The sequence below is a fragment of the Gracilibacillus pellucidus genome (assembly GCF_033949965.1).
GTDB lineage: Bacteria > Bacillota > Bacilli > Bacillales > Amphibacillaceae > Gracilibacillus > Gracilibacillus pellucidus.
The window spans coordinates 170,910-192,242 of the sequence record NZ_JAWZSR010000007.1 but is presented as its reverse complement, the minus strand read 5'-3'; the positions used below and the strand labels follow the sequence as shown (position 1 = coordinate 192,242).

The 21,333-nt window shown below is 35.6% G+C and carries 20 protein-coding genes; 4 read left to right on the top strand and 16 right to left on the bottom strand.

Annotation, left to right across the window (positions count from 1 at the left end; all coding sequences use genetic code 11):
• Positions 1–146: 146 nt before the first annotated feature.
• The 4 genes from ald to SH601_RS13030 form a co-directional block, all read right to left on the bottom strand.
• On the bottom strand, positions 147–1,235 hold the full coding sequence (gene ald / locus SH601_RS13045; RefSeq protein WP_319958766.1) for an alanine dehydrogenase: 1,089 nt from the start codon (positions 1,233–1,235) through the stop codon (positions 147–149).
• Positions 1,236–1,248: 13 nt separating this feature from the next.
• The gene (locus SH601_RS13040; protein ID WP_319958765.1) at positions 1,249–2,079 is read right to left on the bottom strand and encodes a dimethylarginine dimethylaminohydrolase family protein; all 831 of its coding nucleotides are present in this window, start codon (positions 2,077–2,079) and stop codon (positions 1,249–1,251) included.
• Between the two features lie 443 nt (positions 2,080–2,522).
• Positions 2,523–3,824, bottom strand: coding sequence for a DUF4179 domain-containing protein (locus SH601_RS13035; protein ID WP_319958764.1), 1,302 nt, complete (start codon positions 3,822–3,824; stop codon positions 2,523–2,525).
• Positions 3,824–4,330 (bottom strand): RNA polymerase sigma factor, encoded by a 507-nt coding sequence (locus SH601_RS13030; RefSeq protein ID WP_319958763.1) that lies wholly within the window; start codon positions 4,328–4,330, stop codon positions 3,824–3,826. The genes SH601_RS13035 and SH601_RS13030 overlap by 1 nt, the downstream gene beginning before the upstream one ends.
• 116 nt (positions 4,331–4,446) lie before the next feature.
• Between SH601_RS13030 and SH601_RS13025 the strand changes: the two genes are divergently transcribed.
• Positions 4,447–4,959, top strand: coding sequence for a GNAT family N-acetyltransferase (locus SH601_RS13025; RefSeq protein ID WP_319958762.1), 513 nt, complete (start codon positions 4,447–4,449; stop codon positions 4,957–4,959).
• A gap of 104 nt (positions 4,960–5,063) precedes the next feature.
• Here SH601_RS13025 and SH601_RS13020 read toward each other — a convergent pair whose 3' ends face one another.
• Positions 5,064–7,190 (bottom strand): ATP-dependent Clp protease ATP-binding subunit, encoded by a 2,127-nt coding sequence (locus SH601_RS13020; RefSeq protein ID WP_319958761.1) that lies wholly within the window; start codon positions 7,188–7,190, stop codon positions 5,064–5,066.
• 588 nt (positions 7,191–7,778) lie between these two features.
• Between SH601_RS13020 and SH601_RS13015 the strand changes: the two genes are divergently transcribed.
• A complete protein-coding gene (locus SH601_RS13015) occupies positions 7,779–9,119 on the top strand; it encodes a tetratricopeptide repeat protein (RefSeq protein WP_319958760.1) in 1,341 nt (446 codons plus the stop codon).
• Here SH601_RS13015 and SH601_RS13010 read toward each other — a convergent pair.
• Complete coding sequence (locus SH601_RS13010; protein ID WP_319958759.1) at positions 9,116–9,988, bottom strand: DNA-3-methyladenine glycosylase family protein; 873 nt, start codon at positions 9,986–9,988, stop codon at positions 9,116–9,118. The genes SH601_RS13015 and SH601_RS13010 overlap by 4 nt on opposite strands.
• Positions 9,989–10,073: 85 nt before the next feature.
• Here SH601_RS13010 and ppx point away from each other — a divergent pair, with 85 nt between their 5' ends.
• Entirely contained in the window at positions 10,074–11,597 is a 1,524-nt protein-coding gene (gene ppx, locus SH601_RS13005) for an exopolyphosphatase (protein WP_319958758.1), read from the top strand.
• A 96-nt stretch (positions 11,598–11,693) separates the two neighbouring features.
• Entirely contained in the window at positions 11,694–13,784 is a 2,091-nt protein-coding gene (locus SH601_RS13000; protein ID WP_319958757.1) for an RNA degradosome polyphosphate kinase, read from the top strand.
• Between the two features lie 196 nt (positions 13,785–13,980).
• On the opposite strand, the gene pdaA is transcribed toward SH601_RS13000, so the two are convergent.
• The 10 genes from pdaA to SH601_RS12950 all read right to left on the bottom strand — a co-directional run bounded on the left by pdaA (position 13,981) and on the right by SH601_RS12950 (position 21,310).
• Positions 13,981–14,748: a delta-lactam-biosynthetic de-N-acetylase gene (gene pdaA / locus SH601_RS12995; protein ID WP_319958756.1), complete on the bottom strand. Its 768-nt coding sequence runs from the start codon at positions 14,746–14,748 to the stop codon at positions 13,981–13,983.
• Between the two features lie 56 nt (positions 14,749–14,804).
• On the bottom strand, positions 14,805–16,109 hold the full coding sequence (locus SH601_RS12990; protein ID WP_319958755.1) for a Na+/H+ antiporter family protein: 1,305 nt from the start codon (positions 16,107–16,109) through the stop codon (positions 14,805–14,807).
• A 24-nt stretch (positions 16,110–16,133) separates the two neighbouring features.
• A complete protein-coding gene (locus tag SH601_RS12985; protein ID WP_319958754.1) occupies positions 16,134–16,301 on the bottom strand; it encodes an SE1561 family protein in 168 nt (55 codons plus the stop codon).
• A gap of 336 nt (positions 16,302–16,637) precedes the next feature.
• Entirely contained in the window at positions 16,638–17,402 is a 765-nt protein-coding gene (locus SH601_RS12980) for a YfkD family protein (protein ID WP_319958753.1), read from the bottom strand.
• Positions 17,403–17,465: 63 nt separating this feature from the next.
• The gene (locus tag SH601_RS12975; protein ID WP_319958752.1) at positions 17,466–17,858 is read right to left on the bottom strand and encodes an OsmC family protein; all 393 of its coding nucleotides are present in this window, start codon (positions 17,856–17,858) and stop codon (positions 17,466–17,468) included.
• Positions 17,859–17,999: 141 nt separating this feature from the next.
• On the bottom strand, positions 18,000–18,668 hold the full coding sequence (locus SH601_RS12970; RefSeq protein ID WP_319958751.1) for an amino acid ABC transporter permease: 669 nt from the start codon (positions 18,666–18,668) through the stop codon (positions 18,000–18,002).
• A gap of 13 nt (positions 18,669–18,681) precedes the next feature.
• The gene (locus tag SH601_RS12965) at positions 18,682–19,542 is read right to left on the bottom strand and encodes a transporter substrate-binding domain-containing protein (protein WP_319958750.1); all 861 of its coding nucleotides are present in this window, start codon (positions 19,540–19,542) and stop codon (positions 18,682–18,684) included.
• Positions 19,543–19,685: 143 nt separating this feature from the next.
• Positions 19,686–20,537: a YihY/virulence factor BrkB family protein gene (locus SH601_RS12960; RefSeq protein ID WP_319958749.1), complete on the bottom strand. Its 852-nt coding sequence runs from the start codon at positions 20,535–20,537 to the stop codon at positions 19,686–19,688.
• Positions 20,518–20,808: a YtxH domain-containing protein gene (locus SH601_RS12955; RefSeq protein ID WP_319958748.1), complete on the bottom strand. Its 291-nt coding sequence runs from the start codon at positions 20,806–20,808 to the stop codon at positions 20,518–20,520. Before SH601_RS12955 ends, SH601_RS12960 begins: the two co-directional genes overlap by 20 nt.
• 22 nt (positions 20,809–20,830) lie before the next feature.
• Positions 20,831–21,310, bottom strand: coding sequence for a low molecular weight protein-tyrosine-phosphatase (locus tag SH601_RS12950; RefSeq protein WP_319958747.1), 480 nt, complete (start codon positions 21,308–21,310; stop codon positions 20,831–20,833).
• Between the last annotated feature and the right edge of the window lie 23 nt (positions 21,311–21,333).

Below are 21,333 nucleotides of genomic sequence, written 5' to 3'. Positions count from 1 at the left end.
GGTTCGCTCTCTTTTTTGTTCATATATGATTTTTTCTACACTCTCCATTCGGTTCGCTCTCTTTTTTGTTCATATATGATTTTTTCTACACTCTCCATTCGGTTCGCTCTCTTTTTTGTTCATATATGATTTTTTCTACACTCTCATTACCTTTTGTTATACACTGCTGCAACTGCTTCGTGCACGATTTCACCTTTATACGTATTAATTGCTTTGGCAAAGGCAGGATCTGTTTCTCGACATTTCGCTAAACCTTGATTTGCTAATTTCAAAATGTATGGTGCAGTTACATTTGTTAATGCATACGTAGCAGTTCGTGATACTGCTCCAGGAATATTGGCCACAGCATAATGGATTACATCATGTTTGATAAACACTGGATCCTCGTGTGTGGTAACACGGTCTACTGTTTCAATTGATCCACCTTGGTCAACCGCTACATCCACTACAACAGATCCAGGTTGCATGCTTTTCACCATATCTTCTGTGATTAATTTTGGCGCCTTTGCTCCCGGAATAAGGACTGCACCAACGACTAAATCAGCTTTACTAACTTGTTCCATTAGATTAAATTCATTAGATGCTAAAGTACGGAGTTTACCTTGGAATTGATCTTCTAGTTGTCGTAATCGATCAATGTTAATATCAAGTAAAGTTACGTTTGCTCCTAAACCAATAGCAATTTTCGCCGCATTTGTACCTACTAATCCTCCACCAACAATGACAACATTAGCTGGCGATACGCCTGGTACTCCACCTGCCAGCACACCTTTTCCACCATGGATTTTTTCGAGGAATCTAACACCAGCTTGCACAGCCATTCTCCCTGCAATTTCACTCATCGGTGCAAGCAACGGTAAGGCTCCACTTTCTAATTGTAAGGTTTCATAGGCAATTCCTGTTGTTTTATGTTGTAACAATGCCTCTAACACATCTTTTTCTGCTGCTAAATGCAAATAGGTGAAAAGAAGTAAATCTTCACGGAAAAAGGCATACTCTGAGGGCTGAGGCTCTTTAACCTTCACAACTAATTCCTCAGCCCACGCTAGTTCAGCTGTCTCTACAATCGTTGCACCACTAGCTTTGTATTCCTGGTCTGTAATTCCACTTCCCAGCCCTGCACCAGTCTCTATTGTTACTTGATGACCTGCCTGTACTAGCATCACCACTCCTGCTGGCGTAATAGCCACTCGATTTTCATTCTTTTTAATTTCTTTAGGCACTCCGATTCTCATCTTACAATCCTCCCTAATTCATTCTTTCTATTGGTAATGTGCAGCATCTAAAAGAGCCACCAGATTTAATTATTTCAGAAAAAGGAACTTCAATTACTTGGAATCCTCTTTCACTTAATTGCTTATTTACTTGTTTATTTTCAGGCAATGATATAACCTTACCTTCTCCAATCGAAAACACATTAGTACCTAGTGTAAAATGCTCTTCAACAGGGACTTCAATTAAATCAAATTCATTATGTAGCATATTACGATCTTGCGCCTGAAATGCGTCACTATAAATAATACCTACCTTGTCACTCACTAAATTAAAGCAACAATCTAAATGAAGGATATCTTCTCTAATAGGTAGTGGAATAACCTCTTTATCCGGCAATTGCCTTTGTAAATCATTTATTGCCTCTATTGTGGTACGCCCACTATCGCCAATAAATAGTTTATCTTGTGCCACAATGACATCTCCACCTTCTATTGACGGTGTAGTAAGTGGGGTATATAGTATCTGTTCATGCTTCAGCAATGTATGTAATACGTTTATTTCAGGCTTCCTAATCTCACTTTCCATTTCACATGTAAAAAGAATGTCGTCTACTACAAAGCCAATGTCTCTTGTAAAAACTTGTTCATTAAGGACTTGAGCAGGTGTAAGCTCGATCACTTCTATATCCATTTCTTTCAACGTTTGGACAAATTGTTGGTGTTGCTCCATCGCAATCTCAGCATCAATGTTTTCATCTTCATAATGTTTTTGTGTTTCATTGATTATCTTCTTTATTTTCATATATTTTGGCGGGCAAACGATGACACGTTTCATGTCACCATATTCATTTTGTTGATTGATCATGGAGAAATGCTCCTTTTTATAGTTTATTATATCTTACTCGTTGTTGTTCATTCCCTTAAAATAAGTTGTTACATATTCTGACAAGCCACTTTGGTAAAGACTTCCTCTCTGCTATTCTTACAATAACATAAAAAAACGATTACAGGAGGGTGTGAAAATTTAACTTAAAATTTGTATGACACTGACGTTTATGCCAAAGTTCTACCCCATTACAATGGAAGGAGGAACAAACATGAAGCGTCCTAAAAGAAGGAATCCGAACCTGTTAACTTGTATGGTTTTAACCTTTAAAGTTATGTTTCGTTAATAAATTGATTCTGTGTTGCATACAGATAAAGTGAGACTTCAACCAGTGGAGTATTACGGATATTTGTACCGTGATAAAGTAATACCTACTCAATAAGCACGGTTGGTTCGTCATTTGACTACCAGCCGTGCTTTTTTTATTTCAACGGAATTTCTATTTCCTCTTCAAGCCAATTAGGATAACCAACTATCTGAACATCAACAATCGGCTCAGTAGTATTAATAGTGTACATAAATTTTCTAACCTTATCATCTACACGTACACCTTGTGTGTTATAACTTTCTTCCAACTTATCACCGTTTAGATCAAAAACATCACCAAACACAAATGTACCAAAGTCATCCCTTGCATGCATTGAAAGAGAAAGCTCTCCATATTCATAGGACATATCAAAAAACATATCATATGGATCATAAAGAATCTCCTCATTGTCTAAATCAAATCGGAAATAATCGTGTTCGCGCTCTACCGCTTGAACTTTCGATAACTTTAATGTTAAGGATGTTGGCTGTTCAAAATAATTACTTTGTAAATATAAATGATAGCTTTCGTCCTCTGGATTATCTGTTGAAACAATACCATTTGACATACTAGACCAATCCTCGCCTTTTTGATCCACAATCGCAAGATCATCGAACGCTAATATTTTCATTTCATTATCAGGATCTGCATAAAGATTTACAGTTGTTCGAAGTGGCTGAATCGTCACAGAGTTCACATGGATTTTTTGACCTTCTACCATAACTGTTTTATCAATCTGATAGTGAATAGCTTCCTTCGTATTCTCAGCATGGAAATCGATAGAGATATTCTCTCTAACTTGTTGCCGACGTCCATCGTCTAATATTTCTGTGCCAACAATCTCTCCATGAAAAACAAAATTATCAAATTCGATCGGCTCTTCTTTTGTATAATATTCCATTGTTCCCCTGTTTTCTTCATCAAGTGATCCATAACTTGTCATGTCGTCTAGCATTTCCTCCCCATTGTCATTGGTGATAGAATTCTCCTCAATCCAGACGTCATGAAGCTCATTAGCACTCGTAATTGTGTAGAATAGCACTAACCCGTTCTCATCTCTTATAACCCCATCTAACGTAAAGGTAATATCTCCTTTTGTTACTGAGCGATTAATTGCTTGGTAATAGTCATTCTCTATTGCCGCTGTTTTACCTTTATCAAATTGAACAAGTTCGATAATTCTTTCCATACCTGGAATCTTAGCCATCTGTGCTGCAAACGTAGGAGAAGCATTAATAATCAGAATCAATGATAGAAGGATTACGGCTATTGTCACGCTGGGAATAATACCAAGTTGCTTTCTTCGGTGTCTTTTAACCGCCTTTTGCATACCTGCTTCAATCGCTTGATTGAACTCTCGTTCTGTTATTTCTATCTCTTGATATTGCTTTTTCCATGCTTTTAAATGATTTTTCATTACAGCTTCCCTCCCTCATCTACTATTTGCTTTTTCAATTTGCTCAACGCACTATAGATTCTCGTTTTTACCGTACTCTCAGGTATTTTCAATTGATCAGCTAATTCTACAAATGTCATCTCCTGAAAGTATTTCAAATAAATCAATTCCTGTTCAGACTTGTTCAAATAACGAATAGAATCTTTCAACCAGATACTAATATCAGAATCAGTTGTTGCTCTACTATCCAGCATTCGCTCATCTGTCTGTCGTTTAGATTTTTTAATAACATCATTGCAATAATTAATCATAATTCGGATTAGCCATGTTTTTACATAGCGTATATCTCGTAGTTGCTTTCGCTTTTTATAGGCTCGGAAGGTTACTTCTTGTATTGCTTCTAGTGCCGCTTCTTTATTATTCAAAAAAGCAATCGCTGTTCGAAATAAATCTTCTCGATATGTAGTAATAATGTATACGAAGGCATCATTATTTTTTTGAAAATCTTTCTTTGTTACACCATTCATCGCACAGCCCCCTTTTTTCCTCTCCTATATTAGACATACAATGAACGAAAAAGTTTGGATTTTTTTATGATAATATAGATCTAATGAAAAGAATAGAATAAAAGGAGCAGTTAAAATTGTTCATACATAGTATTGATGAAGACGTCTCTTTAAGAATGTTTAATGAAAACGATGCTGAAGAATTTTACCATTTGACTATTCATTCAAAAGAATATTTACGAGAATGGCTAGGCTGGCTCGACCACATTAACTGTATAGAAGATACTATTCAGAGTATCAGATCTAGATTAAAAGCTTTTGCTGCAAATGGTGGCTTTCCAACATCTTTTGCTATTATTTATCACGGAGAAATGGCAGGAACCATAAGTTTTAACACGATAGATAAACAGAATAAAGTAGGAAAGATAGGTTATTGGTTAGGAGAAGAATTCCAAGGTAATGGTATTATGGTGAGAGCTTTTCCATCTATTATTAAGTATGGATTTAAAGATCTTGAACTGAATAAAATCGAGGTACATGTCGCTACTGAAAACAATAAAAGTAGAGTACTCCCCGAACTTTTTGGTTTTGAAGAAGAAGGAAGGTTAAGACAAGCAGAATGGCAGAATGGCTGTATGACCATTATGTAGACCATGTCGTTTACGGACTTTTAGCGGAAGAATGGTTATAATAAAACAACGCTTGGAGCAGTAGCTTCTCCAAGCGTTGTTTTTACAGCGTTTTGTTGCTATCATTAACTAGCGCTTTTTTTCACAACAATATCTTCTTCTTCGAATATAATTTCTATTTGTTTAACATCCTCTTCTTCCAAGACTAGATCTGTAATGCCATCTTCTACTTTTTCTTGTATAACACGACGTAATGGACGTGCACCAAAACGAGGATCATAGCCTTTCTTAGCAAGGAATTTCTTCGCATCATCGCTCACAGTAATGTCAAGTTCCGCTTCATTTAATTGCACACTCAATTCGGCAATCATTAAGTCTACGATTTGAAGTAGATCTTCTTGTTCTAATTCATTGAATGGAATAATCGCATCAAAACGGTTCAGGAATTCTGGCTTGAAATAGTTGCCCAATGTTTCAAGTGTTGATACAGCTTCATTGTTATCGTTATTGAAACCTACTGTAATTTTCTTCGCGCCAGTTCCGGCATTACTTGTCATTATAATAACAGCATCTTTGAAGCTCACTGTTCTACCATGACTATCCGTTAATTGACCGTCTTCCATAATTTGCAGGAACATATTTTGTACGTCTGGATGTGCTTTTTCAATTTCATCTAACAGTATTAAGCTGTATGGATTATGACGTACTTTTTCTGTTAATTGTCCTGCTTCTTCATGGCCGACATATCCCGGTGGTGAACCGATAATTTTGGAGACTGTATGTTTCTCCATATATTCACTCATATCAAGGCGAATCATCGCATCTTTCGTGCCAAATAATTCTTCTGCTAATGCTTTAGTTAATTCCGTTTTACCGACACCTGTTGGTCCAACAAAAAGGAATGAACCGATTGGGCGATGTTTTGCTTTTAATCCAGCACGGCTACGACGGACTGCTTTTGCAACTTTATCGACAGCAACTTGTTGACCAATGACCTTCTCACTTAGGTTAGTTGCTAAGCTTTTCATTTTAGACTGTTCATCTGCCTGAATTTTTCGAACTGGAATGCCTGTTTTCTCTTCTATAATTAATTGAATATCTTCAATAGTTACTTCTGCTTTTGGTGCTTCTTTCGTTTCTGCTAATTTTTTCTCCAGTTTAATTTCTTGATGCCTTAAATTCGCTGCACGTTCATAATCTTCTTTTTCGGCAGCTTCCATTTTCTCTTTTGCAATCTCATCAAGCCGATTTTGTAATGCATCGTGATCGGATTCACTCACTTCAAGGTTAAGACGTGCACCTGCTTCATCAATTAAATCAATTGCTTTATCAGGTAAGAAACGGTCTTGAATATAACGTTTTGATAATCTTACCGCTGCATTTAAAACGTCCTCAGGATAACTTACTTTATGATATTTCTCATATCGTTCTTTTAAGCCATGTAAAATTTGTTCCGCTTCTTCTAAGGACGGTTCTTTCACCTTAATAGGCTGGAATCTACGCTCGAGCGCTGCATCTTTTTCAATTTGTCGATACTCTTTTAATGTTGTAGCACCGATCAATTGTAATTCGCCTCGCGCTAATGCAGGTTTTAGAATATTTCCAGCATCCATTTGTGAACCTTCTGCTGTACCTGCTCCTACTAGTAAATGGATTTCATCTACGAAAAGAATAACGTTTTGACGTTCTTGTAATTCAGATACTAATTTTTTCATTCGTTCTTCAAATTGACCACGAACTCCTGTATTAGCAACTAGTGACGCTACATCTAAAAGGTAAATATCTTTATCTAATAATTTTGATGGTACATTTCCTTCTGCTACTTTGAGTGCTAGCCCTTCAGCAATTGCTGTTTTACCAACACCTGGCTCTCCGATTAATACAGGGTTATTTTTGTTACGGCGATTTAATGTTTCAATCACTCGTTTAACTTCTTCATCACGTCCGATAACAGGATCTATTAATCCTGCTCGTGCAGCATCGGTTAAGTTTTTACCTAATTGATCAATCAAACCATTACCTTTGCTACCTTTTTGGGTATTTGCTTTTGTATATGCTTGGTTAGATCCGTTAGCTTCTCCGTTAAAAAAGCCTTCAAATCCTTGTCCTCCAAACATTCCAGATGGATTTTTCATTTGATTTTTTATATCTTGAAAGCATGATTCACAAACATGTAAAGATTCATTTTGATTATTGATTCGAAGGTTTACACTAATTGTTGCTTGATGAACACCACAATGTTGGCATTTCATATGTCATTCCTCCTTCAATTATTTCAAAGTCAATTTTGACTTTGACTATATTTGACCTTTCTTGTTTATTATTATAATCTGACCTTTTTTGACTTTCAAGAAGTTTGCTCAAAAAATATAACGATTATTCCATCTCTAAACTTAAAAGGGGCTATCACAGAATACAATAACTTGCTATTATCAGTACATCTTTGCTTGTGCATTGATTTGTTAACATTTCTGAGCTATTTCTCTCCTCTTTTTGTCAGCATATAGATTTGATGACACTTCTAAAACAATGCTTCACTCCTTACAAAACAAAAAGCAACCTACATGTGCAGGTTGCTCTAACTTCTATTAATTTTTCTATATAACAACACCGAAAGGAACAAATACGAGTAATATGGCTAAGAATATCGTCCACAAGATTTCTTTTAGCACATAAATCCCCCTAAGTATTTTTCTTCTATTTTATCACACAAATCAGGTACAAATTATTTTGCGCCCAAAAGATTACAAACACTTAACATTTACTCCTTCCTTTTTCCAACAGACAATTTGTGCTACACTATAATTAATCTGTTATTTAAAGAAGGAGTTGTTTCATATATGACAACTATCCAGTTGATGCATAACAAAAAGACAATGCGTGTCAAAGTTGCCAAGATGACCGTCTATAAACAAGCAAAAATTATCGAAGCTACTAGTAAAAAAAATCAAACTTATTATTTATTTTTCTATAAAGACCGCTACATTAATGCCAAAAAAACTACCTCTATCAAATTGCAATCCTTTCTAAAAACAGCACTTCAATCTGGCATATCGTTCGCCGGAAACCATCCATTAATACACGTACTACTTCAAGAGGACACGTATCGTCTAACAGCTAATAATCAAATGGTGCAAAAATTATCCAATAAATATAGTGAATTAGAAACGCTCTACATACTTGCCATGTTCGACAATTACGTCAATAACAAAAAAATCACGGCACTTTGCAAAAACACATTTTACAACTATCGCCGCAACGGTCAATTAAAGAAAGCTTTTCGTATTATAGCTAATTATGCACAAGTCCGTCCACACGATCCTTTCGTAAAAGAGATGCTTCAACACTTTGACTTTCAAAAATATAAAGAACAGTACCGTAACCTTGACCAACTAACAAAGGAATGGTCAGATCCTCTCTATTTAGAATCTGTTTATTTTGAGCAACATTTCCCTGAATCAGTCATAAACACATTCATCGAACAATACGATAAAGAAAAGCGTAAGTTTGATCTCTTACTACTTACGTTTATTAAATGTACTTCTAAAAACATGGTAATAAAGCTTGAACAATTAATCACTGAACAGCTAGATAAAGAGGATCAAATTGCACTCTGGGGAGAGGTATTAACACAATACCCAAAACCACAGGAAATCATTGATATACTCGTAAAAGTCGAAGGATATTCCGAGATCTTACACTACTATCTTCATCATACGGAAGCAATTAATGACCGTGCTCTATTTGAAAAGGTATTGACTATGGCATCCAGCAAACGACTAGCAACTAATTATCGGGCTGTCCTACATGCGCTAATATATGTTTACAAAAATGACACTGCGCAGCTCGAGAGAACATTACATCAAACAATTAAAAAGCTTTTACCACATTTATCATTAAAGGAAATCATTACAGAACTTAAAAATACAGAGCTACCAATCATGCAAAAGCTACAGAAAATGGACCAGTTTTCTGACAATCCTGACAAACAATTTGCCTTAGGGGAAATTTACTTTGACTTAGAGCAGTATGATCAAGCAATTGCTTGTTTTGAATGGGAAATGGAATTGTCACCAAATGATCCCGCTCCGATTCAATATTTATACAAGAGCTATTTAGCAAAAGGTGACCAAACACAAGCAAACAATTATAAACAACTGATGACAAACATATCATCTTAAGTTTCTTCAATACTACGCCATAAAGTCATCGTTGCATAGGAGCGGTATGGTTTCCATGCCCTGCTCCACTCTTCTGCTTGTAATGCAGTCGGCTTTTTGTCTAGTTGCAGGTAATGCTGTAACGCTCGTCTGATACCTATATCGCTCGCAGGGAATAAATCTTTCCTGCTGAGTGAAAACATCAACCAGTTTTGAGCTGTCCATGCACCAATTCCGCGAATTTTCATTAGTTGTTCCATTACTTCTTGGTCATTTTCATTATATAAATCGGTTAAAGAAAGCTCATTAGCAGCAATTTTCTTTGCGGTATCAATCACATACTCTGCTTTTCTTGTACTGAATTGCATCTCCCTCAGCTCTTGATAAGGAATGTTTGCTACTTGTTCAGCTGTAGGATAAAACCAGACACCATCAACTTTCTCGCCGTATTTCTTTACAAAACGTGCTGTTAACGTTTCAGCAAAAGCTGTGTTTAGTTGTTGATGGATAATCGTCTTCATTAAGTTATGAAAAGGATCAAATTCTCGGATAAGTGGTGTTGCGGGATACATTTCAAATAAATCTGCTAAATCAGTCTTAGCAAAAAAGTTCCCGATGACATGTAAATCCTCTTCCCATGCAAAAATGTCGATAATCCGCTCTAATAAATCATTTTTATCGCCTTCATCATGACCTTCTATTATAAATAGAGGCTTTGTTGTTGTACCTTTTGCAGTTACTTTAACGACATGTTTTGTCTCGTTCATACGTAAAGGAACAGATATACTGCGATTATCTCGATCGACATGGTTCAACGTATCTATTTCTAAACGAAATAATAAATAATCAAAATCGTACGGTGTTTCTAATTCCATTTTTTCTGACCACATGGTAAAAATCCCCTTTCCAAATTACAGATATTCTGCTAAATTATGATATAATATACCAGAATACACATAAACATAGGGGGACACAATGGAAAAACTATACTATGCTATCGTCGACATCGGATCCAATACTATGCGACTTGTTATCTATGTTCGTGAGAAAGGCGGCAGATTGAAAGAAGTAGAAAATGTAAAAGCTGTTGCCCGCTTGCGCACCTTCTTAGAAGAGGGTAACAAATTGAATAAAGCAGGGATCAAACGACTAATAAAAACACTAAAAAGTTTCAAAGAAGTGTTGTCAACTTATCAATTAGAAGATGTCGTTTGTGTTGCTACCGCAACGATCAGACAAGCTAGAAACAATAAGGCCATCGTTCGTGAAGTACAACAACAGACTGGAATGACCATTAATATTCTATCAGAAGAAGAGGAAGCTTACTATGGCTATTTAGCAGTGGTTAACTCAACATCAATCGAAACGGGTATAACAATTGATATTGGTGGTGGTAGTACAGAAGTTACTTACTTCGAAAATCGAGAGTTACGGCACGCTCACAGTTTTCCATTTGGTGCTTTAACATTAAAAGATTTTTTCAAAAATGCCATACCTACAAAAAAAGAATTGTCTGAATTGCGGCAATATTTGAGAGATCAATTCGCGATCTTACCATGGTTACAAAATAAAGCTGTTCCACTTATCGCAATTGGTGGTAGTGCGCGAAACATGGCACAAATCGATCAAAACATTAAAAAATACCCACTAGCTGGACTACATCAATATAAAATGTATGACTCAGATATTGCACAAATTAGTAATTACTTAACCTCTATAGAAGCGAATAAGCTTACCAAAGTAGAAGGCTTATCAAAAGATAGAGCAGATATCATTATACCTGCCATCGAAGTCTTCCATAATTTATATCACATCGTTCAGGCTGACAGCTTTATTTTAAGCAGAAAAGGTCTTAGAGATGGTGTTTTTTACGAACATTTATCGAAAGAAATGGGCTCGATTCTTTTTCCTAACGTATTAGAAGATAGTATTCAAGAACTAATAAACGATTATGACCTTAATCCAAAACATATACTACATGTTCAATATTTAACTAGACAGCTTTTCGATTATGTAAAAGATAGCGGTCTACTCCACTTAACGAAGAAAGATTGGAATTTAGTAAAGAAAGCTAGTTTTCTTTACCACCTTGGTGAATATATTGATGCTGAATCAAGTGCACAACATACCTTCTATTTGCTTGCTAATCGAACCATTGATGGTTTGATGCACAAAGATCGCCTAGAGCTTGCTTTAATTGCATCTTACAAAAATAAAACGGTGTTTAAACAGTTTATTAAACCTTACAAAGAATGGTTTTTAAAAGAAGAACAGAAAAAATTGCGACAGCTTGGTTCCTTACTAAAATTCAGCTACTCGTTAGACGCTACTAAGCGGCAAGTAATTAAGAAGATAGATTGCAATCTGTCAAAAGAGAAGTTAGCCCTCACTTTACACTGTGCTGGTGATGCCAAGCCTGAGGAGTATCAATCAGAAAAACAGAAAAAACATTTAGAAAAAGCTATTAAACAAGATGTTGAATTACGATTCGATTATTAAATTCTTAATTTACAAAAACTTAACATGATAAGTAAGAAAAAATGATAGAGAAACGTTATGATAGAGAAAGAGAATGTCGAAAAAGGGTGATAGAAGATGTCAACAGTCAAACAAGAGAAAAATTTAGAGCTTCCTGCTTACTATAACAACCGTGAGTTAAGTTGGCTAGCCTTTAACAAACGCGTATTAGGAGAAGCTGGTGATGAAACGAATCCACTCTTAGAAAGACTACGTTTCCTTGCTATCTTTTCCTCTAATTTGGACGAATTCTTTATGGTTCGTGTTGCTGGATTAAAGGATCAAGTCAAGGCTAATTTTAACCGTCCTGATAATAAGTCCGGACTTACTCCGAAGAAACAATTATCACAAATCTCTGCGTTTAATCATGAGCTTATTGAGCAACAATATCAATTATTTGATACGTTAGTTCCATTATTGAAGGCAGAAGATATCCATTTAATCGGAATGGATGACTTAAGTATCGAGCAAATCAATCAATTAGAACTCTATTTTGATGAGCAAATTTTTCCTATTCTAACACCGATGGCAATTGATGCCTATCGTGCCTTTCCTATGCTATTAAACAAATCAATTAATCTTGCAGTTCAATTAGATCATCTATATGGAGATGATCCAGTCAAAACAGCTATCGTGCAAGTACCTGCTATACTTGATCGATTTATTCAAGTAGGCAGCTCCCATCAATATATATTATTAGAAGATTTAATTCGTCATTTCATACATAAATTTTTCAAAGGCTATCAAATAAGAACAGCTACAACATTCCGTATTACACGAAATGCTGATATGGAAATCCACGAAGAAGGAGCACGAGATCTTCTTAAAGAAATTGAAAAAGAATTGAAGAAAAGAAAATGGGGTGCGGCTGTCCGACTGGAAGTTGATGAACGCGAATATGCTCAAGGAATGGTTGACTTCTTATTAAGAGTGCTAGAAATTCACGAGAAGGATCTATACTTGATTAACGGACCTCTCGATCTCACTTTCTTACAAGATTTCTATGGTCATGTCAAAAAGGATTATGAACACTTATTGTATGAAACATTAATCCCACAACCAGCGCAAGACATTCATGAAGGTGAAAATGTATTTGAAGCAGCTCGAAAACGTGATTTGTTTTTACATCACCCTTACGAATCATTCGAGCCAATTGTAGACCTAGTTCGTGAGGCTGCTAGTGATCCTGAAGTATTAGCTATAAAACAAACATTATATCGTGTAAGTGGTGACTCACCGATTATTGCTGGCTTAAAACGCGCAGCTGAAAACGGAAAGCAAGTAACCGTCCTAGTAGAACTAAAAGCACGATTTGATGAAGAAAATAATGTACAATGGGCAAAAGAATTAGAAAAAGCCGGCTGTCACGTTATTTACGGTATGATTTCCTTGAAAACACATAGTAAAATCACATTAGTTGTTCGCAAAACAGCAGGTGGTATTGAACGTGTTGTACACCTTGGAACTGGTAATTATAATGATCAAACAGCTAAATTCTATACAGACATGTCCTACATCACCACGAAGCGCAAATTTGGAATCGATGCAACTAACTTCTTTAATTATTTAAGTGGTTATACAGAAAAGCCAACTTTTCATCACTTGTCAATGGCTCCATTTGACATTCGTAGTGATATTACTAGTTATGTCGATAAAGAAATTAACCATCATAAACGCTATGGTAACGGACGAATTATCGCGAAGATGAATTCTTTAACAGATAAGGTGCTGATCAAGAAGTTTTATGAAGCATCTCAAGCAGGGGTAAAAGTAGACTTGATTATCCGCGGAATTTGTTGTTTACGTCCTGGTATTCCTGGCATTAGTGATAATATTCAAGTTAATAGTATTGTCGGACGCTTTTTAGAACATACACGTATTTATTACTTCCATCATAACGGAGAAGAAAAAATATTCTTATCCTCTGCCGATTTAATGACAAGAAATATGGTAAAACGTGTAGAGTTAATGTTCCCTATTTTTGAAGGCAAATTAAAATCAAGAATTATTGGCAACCTTGAAATTATTTTGAACGATACTGCTAAGAAGAGAATCCAAGGATCAGATGGCAGATATACACACGTAAAACATCAAGCAGACAAACCTTTACTAGATAGCCAATTAACCTTATTCGATATGGCATATCATGTATTAGAAGACGAAGAATAAATAGATAAAGTGAGACTTCAATCAGTGGGAGTTTTGGGAATCCCATTGATTGCTAGCAAAACTTATCAGGGCGTTAGCGTCCGTTTATCCCCCACTTAACTTCTTTGTCGTCACTCGAATTTTGAAGTGGGGGTTTTACGGACGTTTACTCCGTGAAAAAACCAGTTTGGACAGAGCCAAACTGGTTTTTTGTTTGTTATATAGTTGGAAGTAGCTGTTTCATCATCAGATCGTCTAAACTTTTAAATTGATATCCTTGCTCTTTTAAATCATCAATTAAATACGCTAGTGCATCAGCATTATCTTGTGACACTGTGTGCATCAAGATAATAGCACCTGGATGGATTTGGTTCATCACTTGTTCATAAGCATGTTTCCAACCTTTTTCAGATCCTTCATTCCAATCAACAAAAGCAATCGACCAAAACATATGTGTATATCCTAACTCATTAGCCCAGCTTAAAGACTCTTCATTAAATGTTCCTTTTGGTGGACGAATATATTGAACTACGGCATCATCTGCTACATTCAAAATTTTCTTCGTTAAGTCTGTAACATCTTTTGTAAATTCTTCCTTAGAGATCTTCGTAAAATCACGATGACCATCAGAATGATTACCAATTATATGACCATCTGCTACCATACGGCGAACTAGTTCTGGCTGATCTTCCACATAATGCCCCGTTAAGAAAAAAGTTGCAGGTGCTTCTTTCTCTTGCAAAACATCTAATATTTGCTCTGTGTAACCAGCTTCATATCCATTATCAAATGTTAAATAAACATTTTTTTCACCTGATGGATCCATATAAAAACCGTGATGCTTAGCTAAAATTTCCTGATAGACTCCTACATCTGGCGGCTCTCCACTGGAACCCTTCTTATATCCCCAACCATAACTACCAGCTCCTACGTCAAGCTGAAATAGGAGAAAGCTCAACATGAATAGTGCAAAAACCTTTTTCATCTAATCACCTTTTTTATTTTTAGTTTTCATTAAATAGGCGATTATATCCTAAGATTTTATAAAATAATGCTGGCAATCCAACCAAATACAAACAGTGGAATATTAAAGTGTAAAAAGGTTGGCACACAAGTATCCCAAATATGATGGTGTTTACCGTCTGCACTTAATCCTGATGTAGGCCCAAGTGTACTATCACTTGCAGGGCTTCCTGCATCCCCTAATGCACCGGCAGTACCAATTAAAACAGCGATTGCCATTGGCGAAAAGCCAGCCGCTAAGCAAATAGGTACATATAAAGCCGCAATAATCGGAATCGTACCAAAGGAAGAACCGATTCCTAAAGTAATCAACATACCAACAAGTAGTAAAACAAATGCAATTAGCACTTGGTTATCTCCCAAAATAGAAGATGATGATGACACTAATGCATCGACTGCACCTGTTTGTTTTAAAATCTCACCAAAACCTGAGGAAACAAGCATAACAAATGCAATTGTCCCCATCATGCTAACTCCTTGTTGGACAAACGCATCTCCTTGTTTCAATGGTACGGCAAAGAATAAAACCATTAAAATAATACCTGATAACGCACCAATTACAAGACTTTCTGTCAGAAGCTGTACAACTAATGCTCCTAATATCGCAACAATCGTTAATCCATGCGCTCTATTAAAAGTAACTTCTTTTTTCACATCATTATTCAAATGATCAACTGGTAGCCACTGCTTTGCTTCACGTGGTTTTCGATACGAAATAAATACTGCAATTAATAAACCAATAACCATACCAATTCCAGGTAGTAACATGGAAAGTGCACTCTCTTTGATGGAAATATCTACTCCATTATTTGTCATTCCACTTTGAATGGTTTGGTGAAAAAGCAGACCATAACCGACTGGTATCATTAAATACGGAGCTTTCAAACCAAATGTTAAAGCTGTCGCTACAGCACGCCGATCCAATTTCATTTGATCAAATAATATTAATAGTGGTGGGATTAAGATCGGAATAAATGCGATATGTACTGGTACAATATTTTGTGAAAAAGATGCAATAAGTGCAATGACGAGAACAAGCAGTGCTCGTTTGCCTGTCAAGATTCTAATTAAAGATTTCACTAATATAGAAGTAATCCCCGTATAACTAATCATGGCAGCAAAAACACCTAGTAAGATATAACTTAAAGCTGTACTTCCTTGTCCACCCATTCCTTCTATCAATATACTGATTGTATCTTGAACATTCATCCCTGCCATAAGCCCGGCAACTACTGCTGCAATGATAATCGCAAAAATAACGTGGATTCTAAGCAGGCTTAAGGCAAGCATAACTAGAACAGATATAATAACAACCCATTCCATATTTCTTCCCTCTTCTCTTCGTTATTAACCAAGGTCTTTCTCTATTTTTTCTATCATTTGAATTAATTGATCTACATCATCAATAGATGTCTTCTCCGGATCGAGGTGATCCAAGCGTTCAATAAATTGTTCTAGTTGTTGTTGTAATGCTTTAATCTTCTCTTCGTTGCTCACAATCTCACCCCTTTCCATATTCTCTTTCATCCTAATTGAAAAAAGCATACATGTCTAGCGAAAAAGAAAGGTGGACTAGAAATCAGTCAGTCGCACAGACAATAAAAACTATTCTTATATGTCTTAATGTGATTTATTTACACTTTTCCTCTTATGGACTCTCGTTTTTGTTCATATAATGTTTTATTTACATTTTTTCTACTCTCGTCCCTTATTTTTGTTCATATATCATTTTATTTACACTTTTCTTCTTCTCGCCTCTTATTTTTGTTCATATATCGATTTCTTACTCTTTTCTTTCGTCTAAAGAAAAAAGCATGCATTTCTTTTTCCTGAGAAATGCATGCGCTTTGCTTAGTTGGATTCGAATTCAAATGTTAAATGATTAGCAATTGGGATATAGGCTCCTACTTCTTGCTTTGTTACATTTTTTATTACTAAACCTTTTTTTGTACCCTTTAATTCCAAATAGACTTCACCAAAGGTAACTTGCCCTGTATCTTTAACCATTGGAATATTTGCTTTTAACACACCACTTTTTGATGGTGGAACTGTATAGGTTTTACTTAATTTCGTTTCTTTCCCTATCACTGTTTTAAAAGTGAGGGGGACGTCATGTTGTGCTCTAGCTTTTTGTAAAATCATTTGTTTAATTTGATCTGTTTTAGTCACTTGTGCTGTTAATGCACCTTCTACATGCTTTTCTTCAATTTGGTAATAATACAGCTCTTCGTTTTTTTCTCCTGCTATATTATTCACTTCATTCTTATTTACGTTCTGAAAATCCCAATGAATATCAGATGATTCTGATTGATAAGACAGTGGCCAGTGACCTAAATACACATTTGCTCGATAACCAAATGCAATTGGAGAAGGGTTAATCGTCGATTCATTCAATGATTGAATTAACAATGGATTATCTATTTCCATATTTATATTTTCTAATAATTCATCAACTAAAGGACTTGGATCAACCGTTGTATCCTCTTCTGTCATCTGATTGTACGTGTTTTCCTTCTCAATAGATATTAACTCTGGTTGCTCCTCTTTTGACTGTACAATCAAAGGAATCGTTAACATCATTAAACATAAAATAGCGGCAAGTCCAAGTTTCTCCATGATCTACTCTCGCTCCTTTTTTGGTTATTTTAACTAAAAGGAGCGCTTTTTATGCATGGATCGTCAACTACTCAAACTAATTATTTCAAGTCTCTCCGTGATTTTCACACTGTCTTCTATCGTCCGAACCATCGAACAGTTTTTTCGAGCAATTTCTAAACTTTTTTCCAGTTGATCTGGATCAAGGTTCACACCTTTTACAACAACATGAAGATGAATTGCTGTGATTTTATTTGCTTGTTCAGCATCTCTTTCGACTTCAGCTGAAATTTTCATATCGTCGATTTCTATTCTTTTTTTATCTAATACTTTACGAAATACAGAACCACTACATCCCGCAACAGAAGCCATCATTAATTGAAATGGACGATAGCCAAACTCCTCATTGCCGGAAATATCTAATTCACCATATGGTAAAACAGCTCTGATTCCACCTTCTGATAAATAAAATTCCATCAGTCAACCTCCTCGTCGATTATTTTCTGTTATACTGAAACAGACTATACATTACGTTCATTTAATTATAACCCAACACAGAAATCGCTTCCAACCTTTGTGTCTAAACAGAAATAAACCGTAGAGAATATTCTCTACGGTTTATTTCTTCATATATCTGCTAAATCTATTTTCAAGTCTCTCTTGGAAAACAGAAATGATAATACAAATTGGCCAATAAATAAGCGCAACTACTATATACATTGTTAAGGAATCAAACGTTCTACCACCCGCAATTTGTGCCTTTTGGAATAGCTCTGGCACAGTAATAACTGCAGCTAATGACGTTGCTTTAACTAAATCTAAAAAGATATTTGTAAGTGGAGGTAAAGCAATTCTTGTTCCTTGTGGCAAAATAATTTTCATTAACGATTGCCAATAGTTAAGTCCTAATGCCTTCGCTGACTCCCATTGTCCTTTTGGAACACTGTTAAGTGATGAGCGAATGACTTCCGCTATATAAGCTGCACTATTCAAACCAAATCCGATAATAGCTGCTATAATTGCCGGCATCTTTATATCGACCATTGGCAGGCCGTAATATAAAATAAACAAGAAAACTAAAATTGGCGTACCTCGCATAAACGAGATATACACTCTAGCAGGATATCGTAATACAGCTAGGTCTGAGCTTCTCGCTAAAGAAACGAACAGACCTAGCACAAGTCCGAGTGCCATACTGGCAAACGAGACAATTAGTGTCATTGGTAACCCACTTAAAATTAGTGGTAAATTCTCTATTGCTAATTTAACATCAAAAAAATTATCCATGTGATATCACACCTTATAGATCAAGACCCTCGATCTCCTCAACCTCTTCTTCTGTTTTCTGTGATGCATCTTCTTCGTAAAATTCGATTGCTAATTCAGATAAAGTACCATCTTCACGCATTTCTGCTAGCACTTCATTAATTTTTTGTTGTAACGTCTCTGCGTCATGATCCATCATAATCGCCTGCTCAGTTGGGTGAAATTTTAATGTTGGGTGTAAATGAATATCAAATTCAGGGAATGAAGCTACACCAAATTTTGATAAATAATAATCATTTACTACTACATCCGTGTTTCCATTATTCACATCACTTAAATAGGCTTCATTTGGTGCATTTCCATACGTAACTACTTCAGCGCCATAATGCTCTGCTATTTGGCTATAAATAGTAGTTGCACCACCACCAGCACGCTTATCTTCTAGATCCTCTAAACTTTCAATCCCTGAGTTATCCTCTTTTCGTACTACCATTGTTGAATAAGAATATTTATAAGGGTCCGAAAATGCAAAATCTTCTTTTCTTAAATCAGTCGCTTCAATATCATTAACAGCTACATCGATTCTATCGCTTTTAATTGCAGACTGCATACTATCGATACCCATAATTTCAAATTCTACATTCAAACCAAGTCGATCCGCAACTTCTCTCATAATCTCTACATCATAGCCAGTGAGATTATTGTCATCGTCATATGTTGACGCTCCAACTAATGTACCAGAAGTACCTGCAACAATCACACCTTTATCCTGAATCTCTTCCCATTTTTCTGCATTCAGTTCCTCTGATGCATTTTGCTGCTCATCATCTTGACCACATGCTGCAAGTAAACAAACTATAGCTATAAAGCTAAGCATTACTAACCATTTCTTCACTTAATAACTCCCCTTTGTTATATTATAATCACACATTAAAAGATAACAGTTTATTCTTACTATTTCAATACTTTTGCAATCTGTTTCAAACATTTATTTAAACTGTTATAGTAATAACTTATACAAAAAGAGACTGTTCTACTTTATAGAAACAGCCTCTCCACTTTCACCATATTTTCTTCTATCTGAGCATTAATTTCCCCGCCAGTAATAATAATAATACCTGAAAGATAAAACCAAATCATCAGAATAATGACTCCACCTAAGCTTCCATACGTTGCCGAGTAATTTCCTAAAGACGTTACATAATACGAAAATGCCAGTGATGTTAGTTGCCAACAAATTGTTGCAAATATTGCCCCGATGTAAATATGTCTAAAATAAACTCGTTTACTTGGAGCTAATCGGTATAATAACAGTAAAACAACAAAGAAAATAACAGAGGAAATAATCCATCTAAGCGCATTCCAAATATGCAGGAAATCTTCTGATAAACCGAATAAGGAGAATAAATAAATACCTATCATTCGCCCAAAAATCGGTAGTAAAAATGCGATAATAATGATTAATAACATCGCAAGCGTCAAAATGATGGAGATTCCTCTCATCATAATAAAGGAACGCTTTTCCTCTATATTATACGCCTTATTAAAAGAGCGAACTAACGCATTAATTCCATTAGACGCTGACCATAATGTACCAATAATCCCAACTGACAATAATCCACCACTTCTGCTCCCCATAATTTGCGATAGGTTATCATGTAATAAAGTCATAATTTCTGGTGGTGCATATGTAGAGATAAAATTCATTATATCAATACTCTCGAATGGTAAATAACCTATCAATGTAACAAGGAACATTAAAAAAGGAAATAATGATAGTAAGAAAAAGTAAGATAATTGAGCTGATAACCCAGCTACATCATCATTTGACATCCTATTTACTATTTGTTTAATAAACGTTACGAATCGATTATTTAGTATACTTGCCATCTTCATCCCGTTTTTCCGATAAATCTGGTAGTTGATGAAGTGTATCTAACACAGATGTTAAGCCTGATGATACTAGCTCTGAGTATTTAGTGTAATTATCATTTAATTGATGGACAGCATCCGCTGGATTTTTCACATAATAACTTGCTTTACTACTACAACTTTTTAGCCTAGTCTTCACATAGACCCTAGTTTGGCGATCCGTTAATGTAATAAGTCCCCCTACGATTGCTCCAGCAATGATTCCTTTTACAAGTTTTTGTCTACCCATAATCACTTCATCCTTCCTTAGTCTATTTAACGTTTAGCTGATTCTCTTGGATAATGTGAGCTAATAACTGCTCGCAACCTTCTGTTACTAACTCATATGTGTACTCAAAATTTTTCGTGAAGTATGGATCAGGAACGTTTTGTTCTTTCGGTTGTTCAACGAAATCCATCAATTTCTTAACAGTAACATCCTTAGACTGATAAGAAAATTGTCCAAGGTCATCCATGTTTTGCTGATCCATTGCGACAATATATTGGAATGTATCAAGGTCTTCTTCTTTCATTTTTCTTGCTTGTTGTCCTTCATAAGAAATATTCATTTCATCTAGCTTAGCCCTCGTGCCTTGATGTGGCGGGTTACCAATGTGCCAGTCTCCCATCCCTGCTGAGTCTATCACAAATTGATTCTCTAAGCCTTTTTCTTTTACCAGATGACGAAATACTGCTTCAGCCATTGGCGAACGGCAAATATTCCCTAAACAAATAAATAATACATTAATCATATAATACCACCTCTTTTATTATC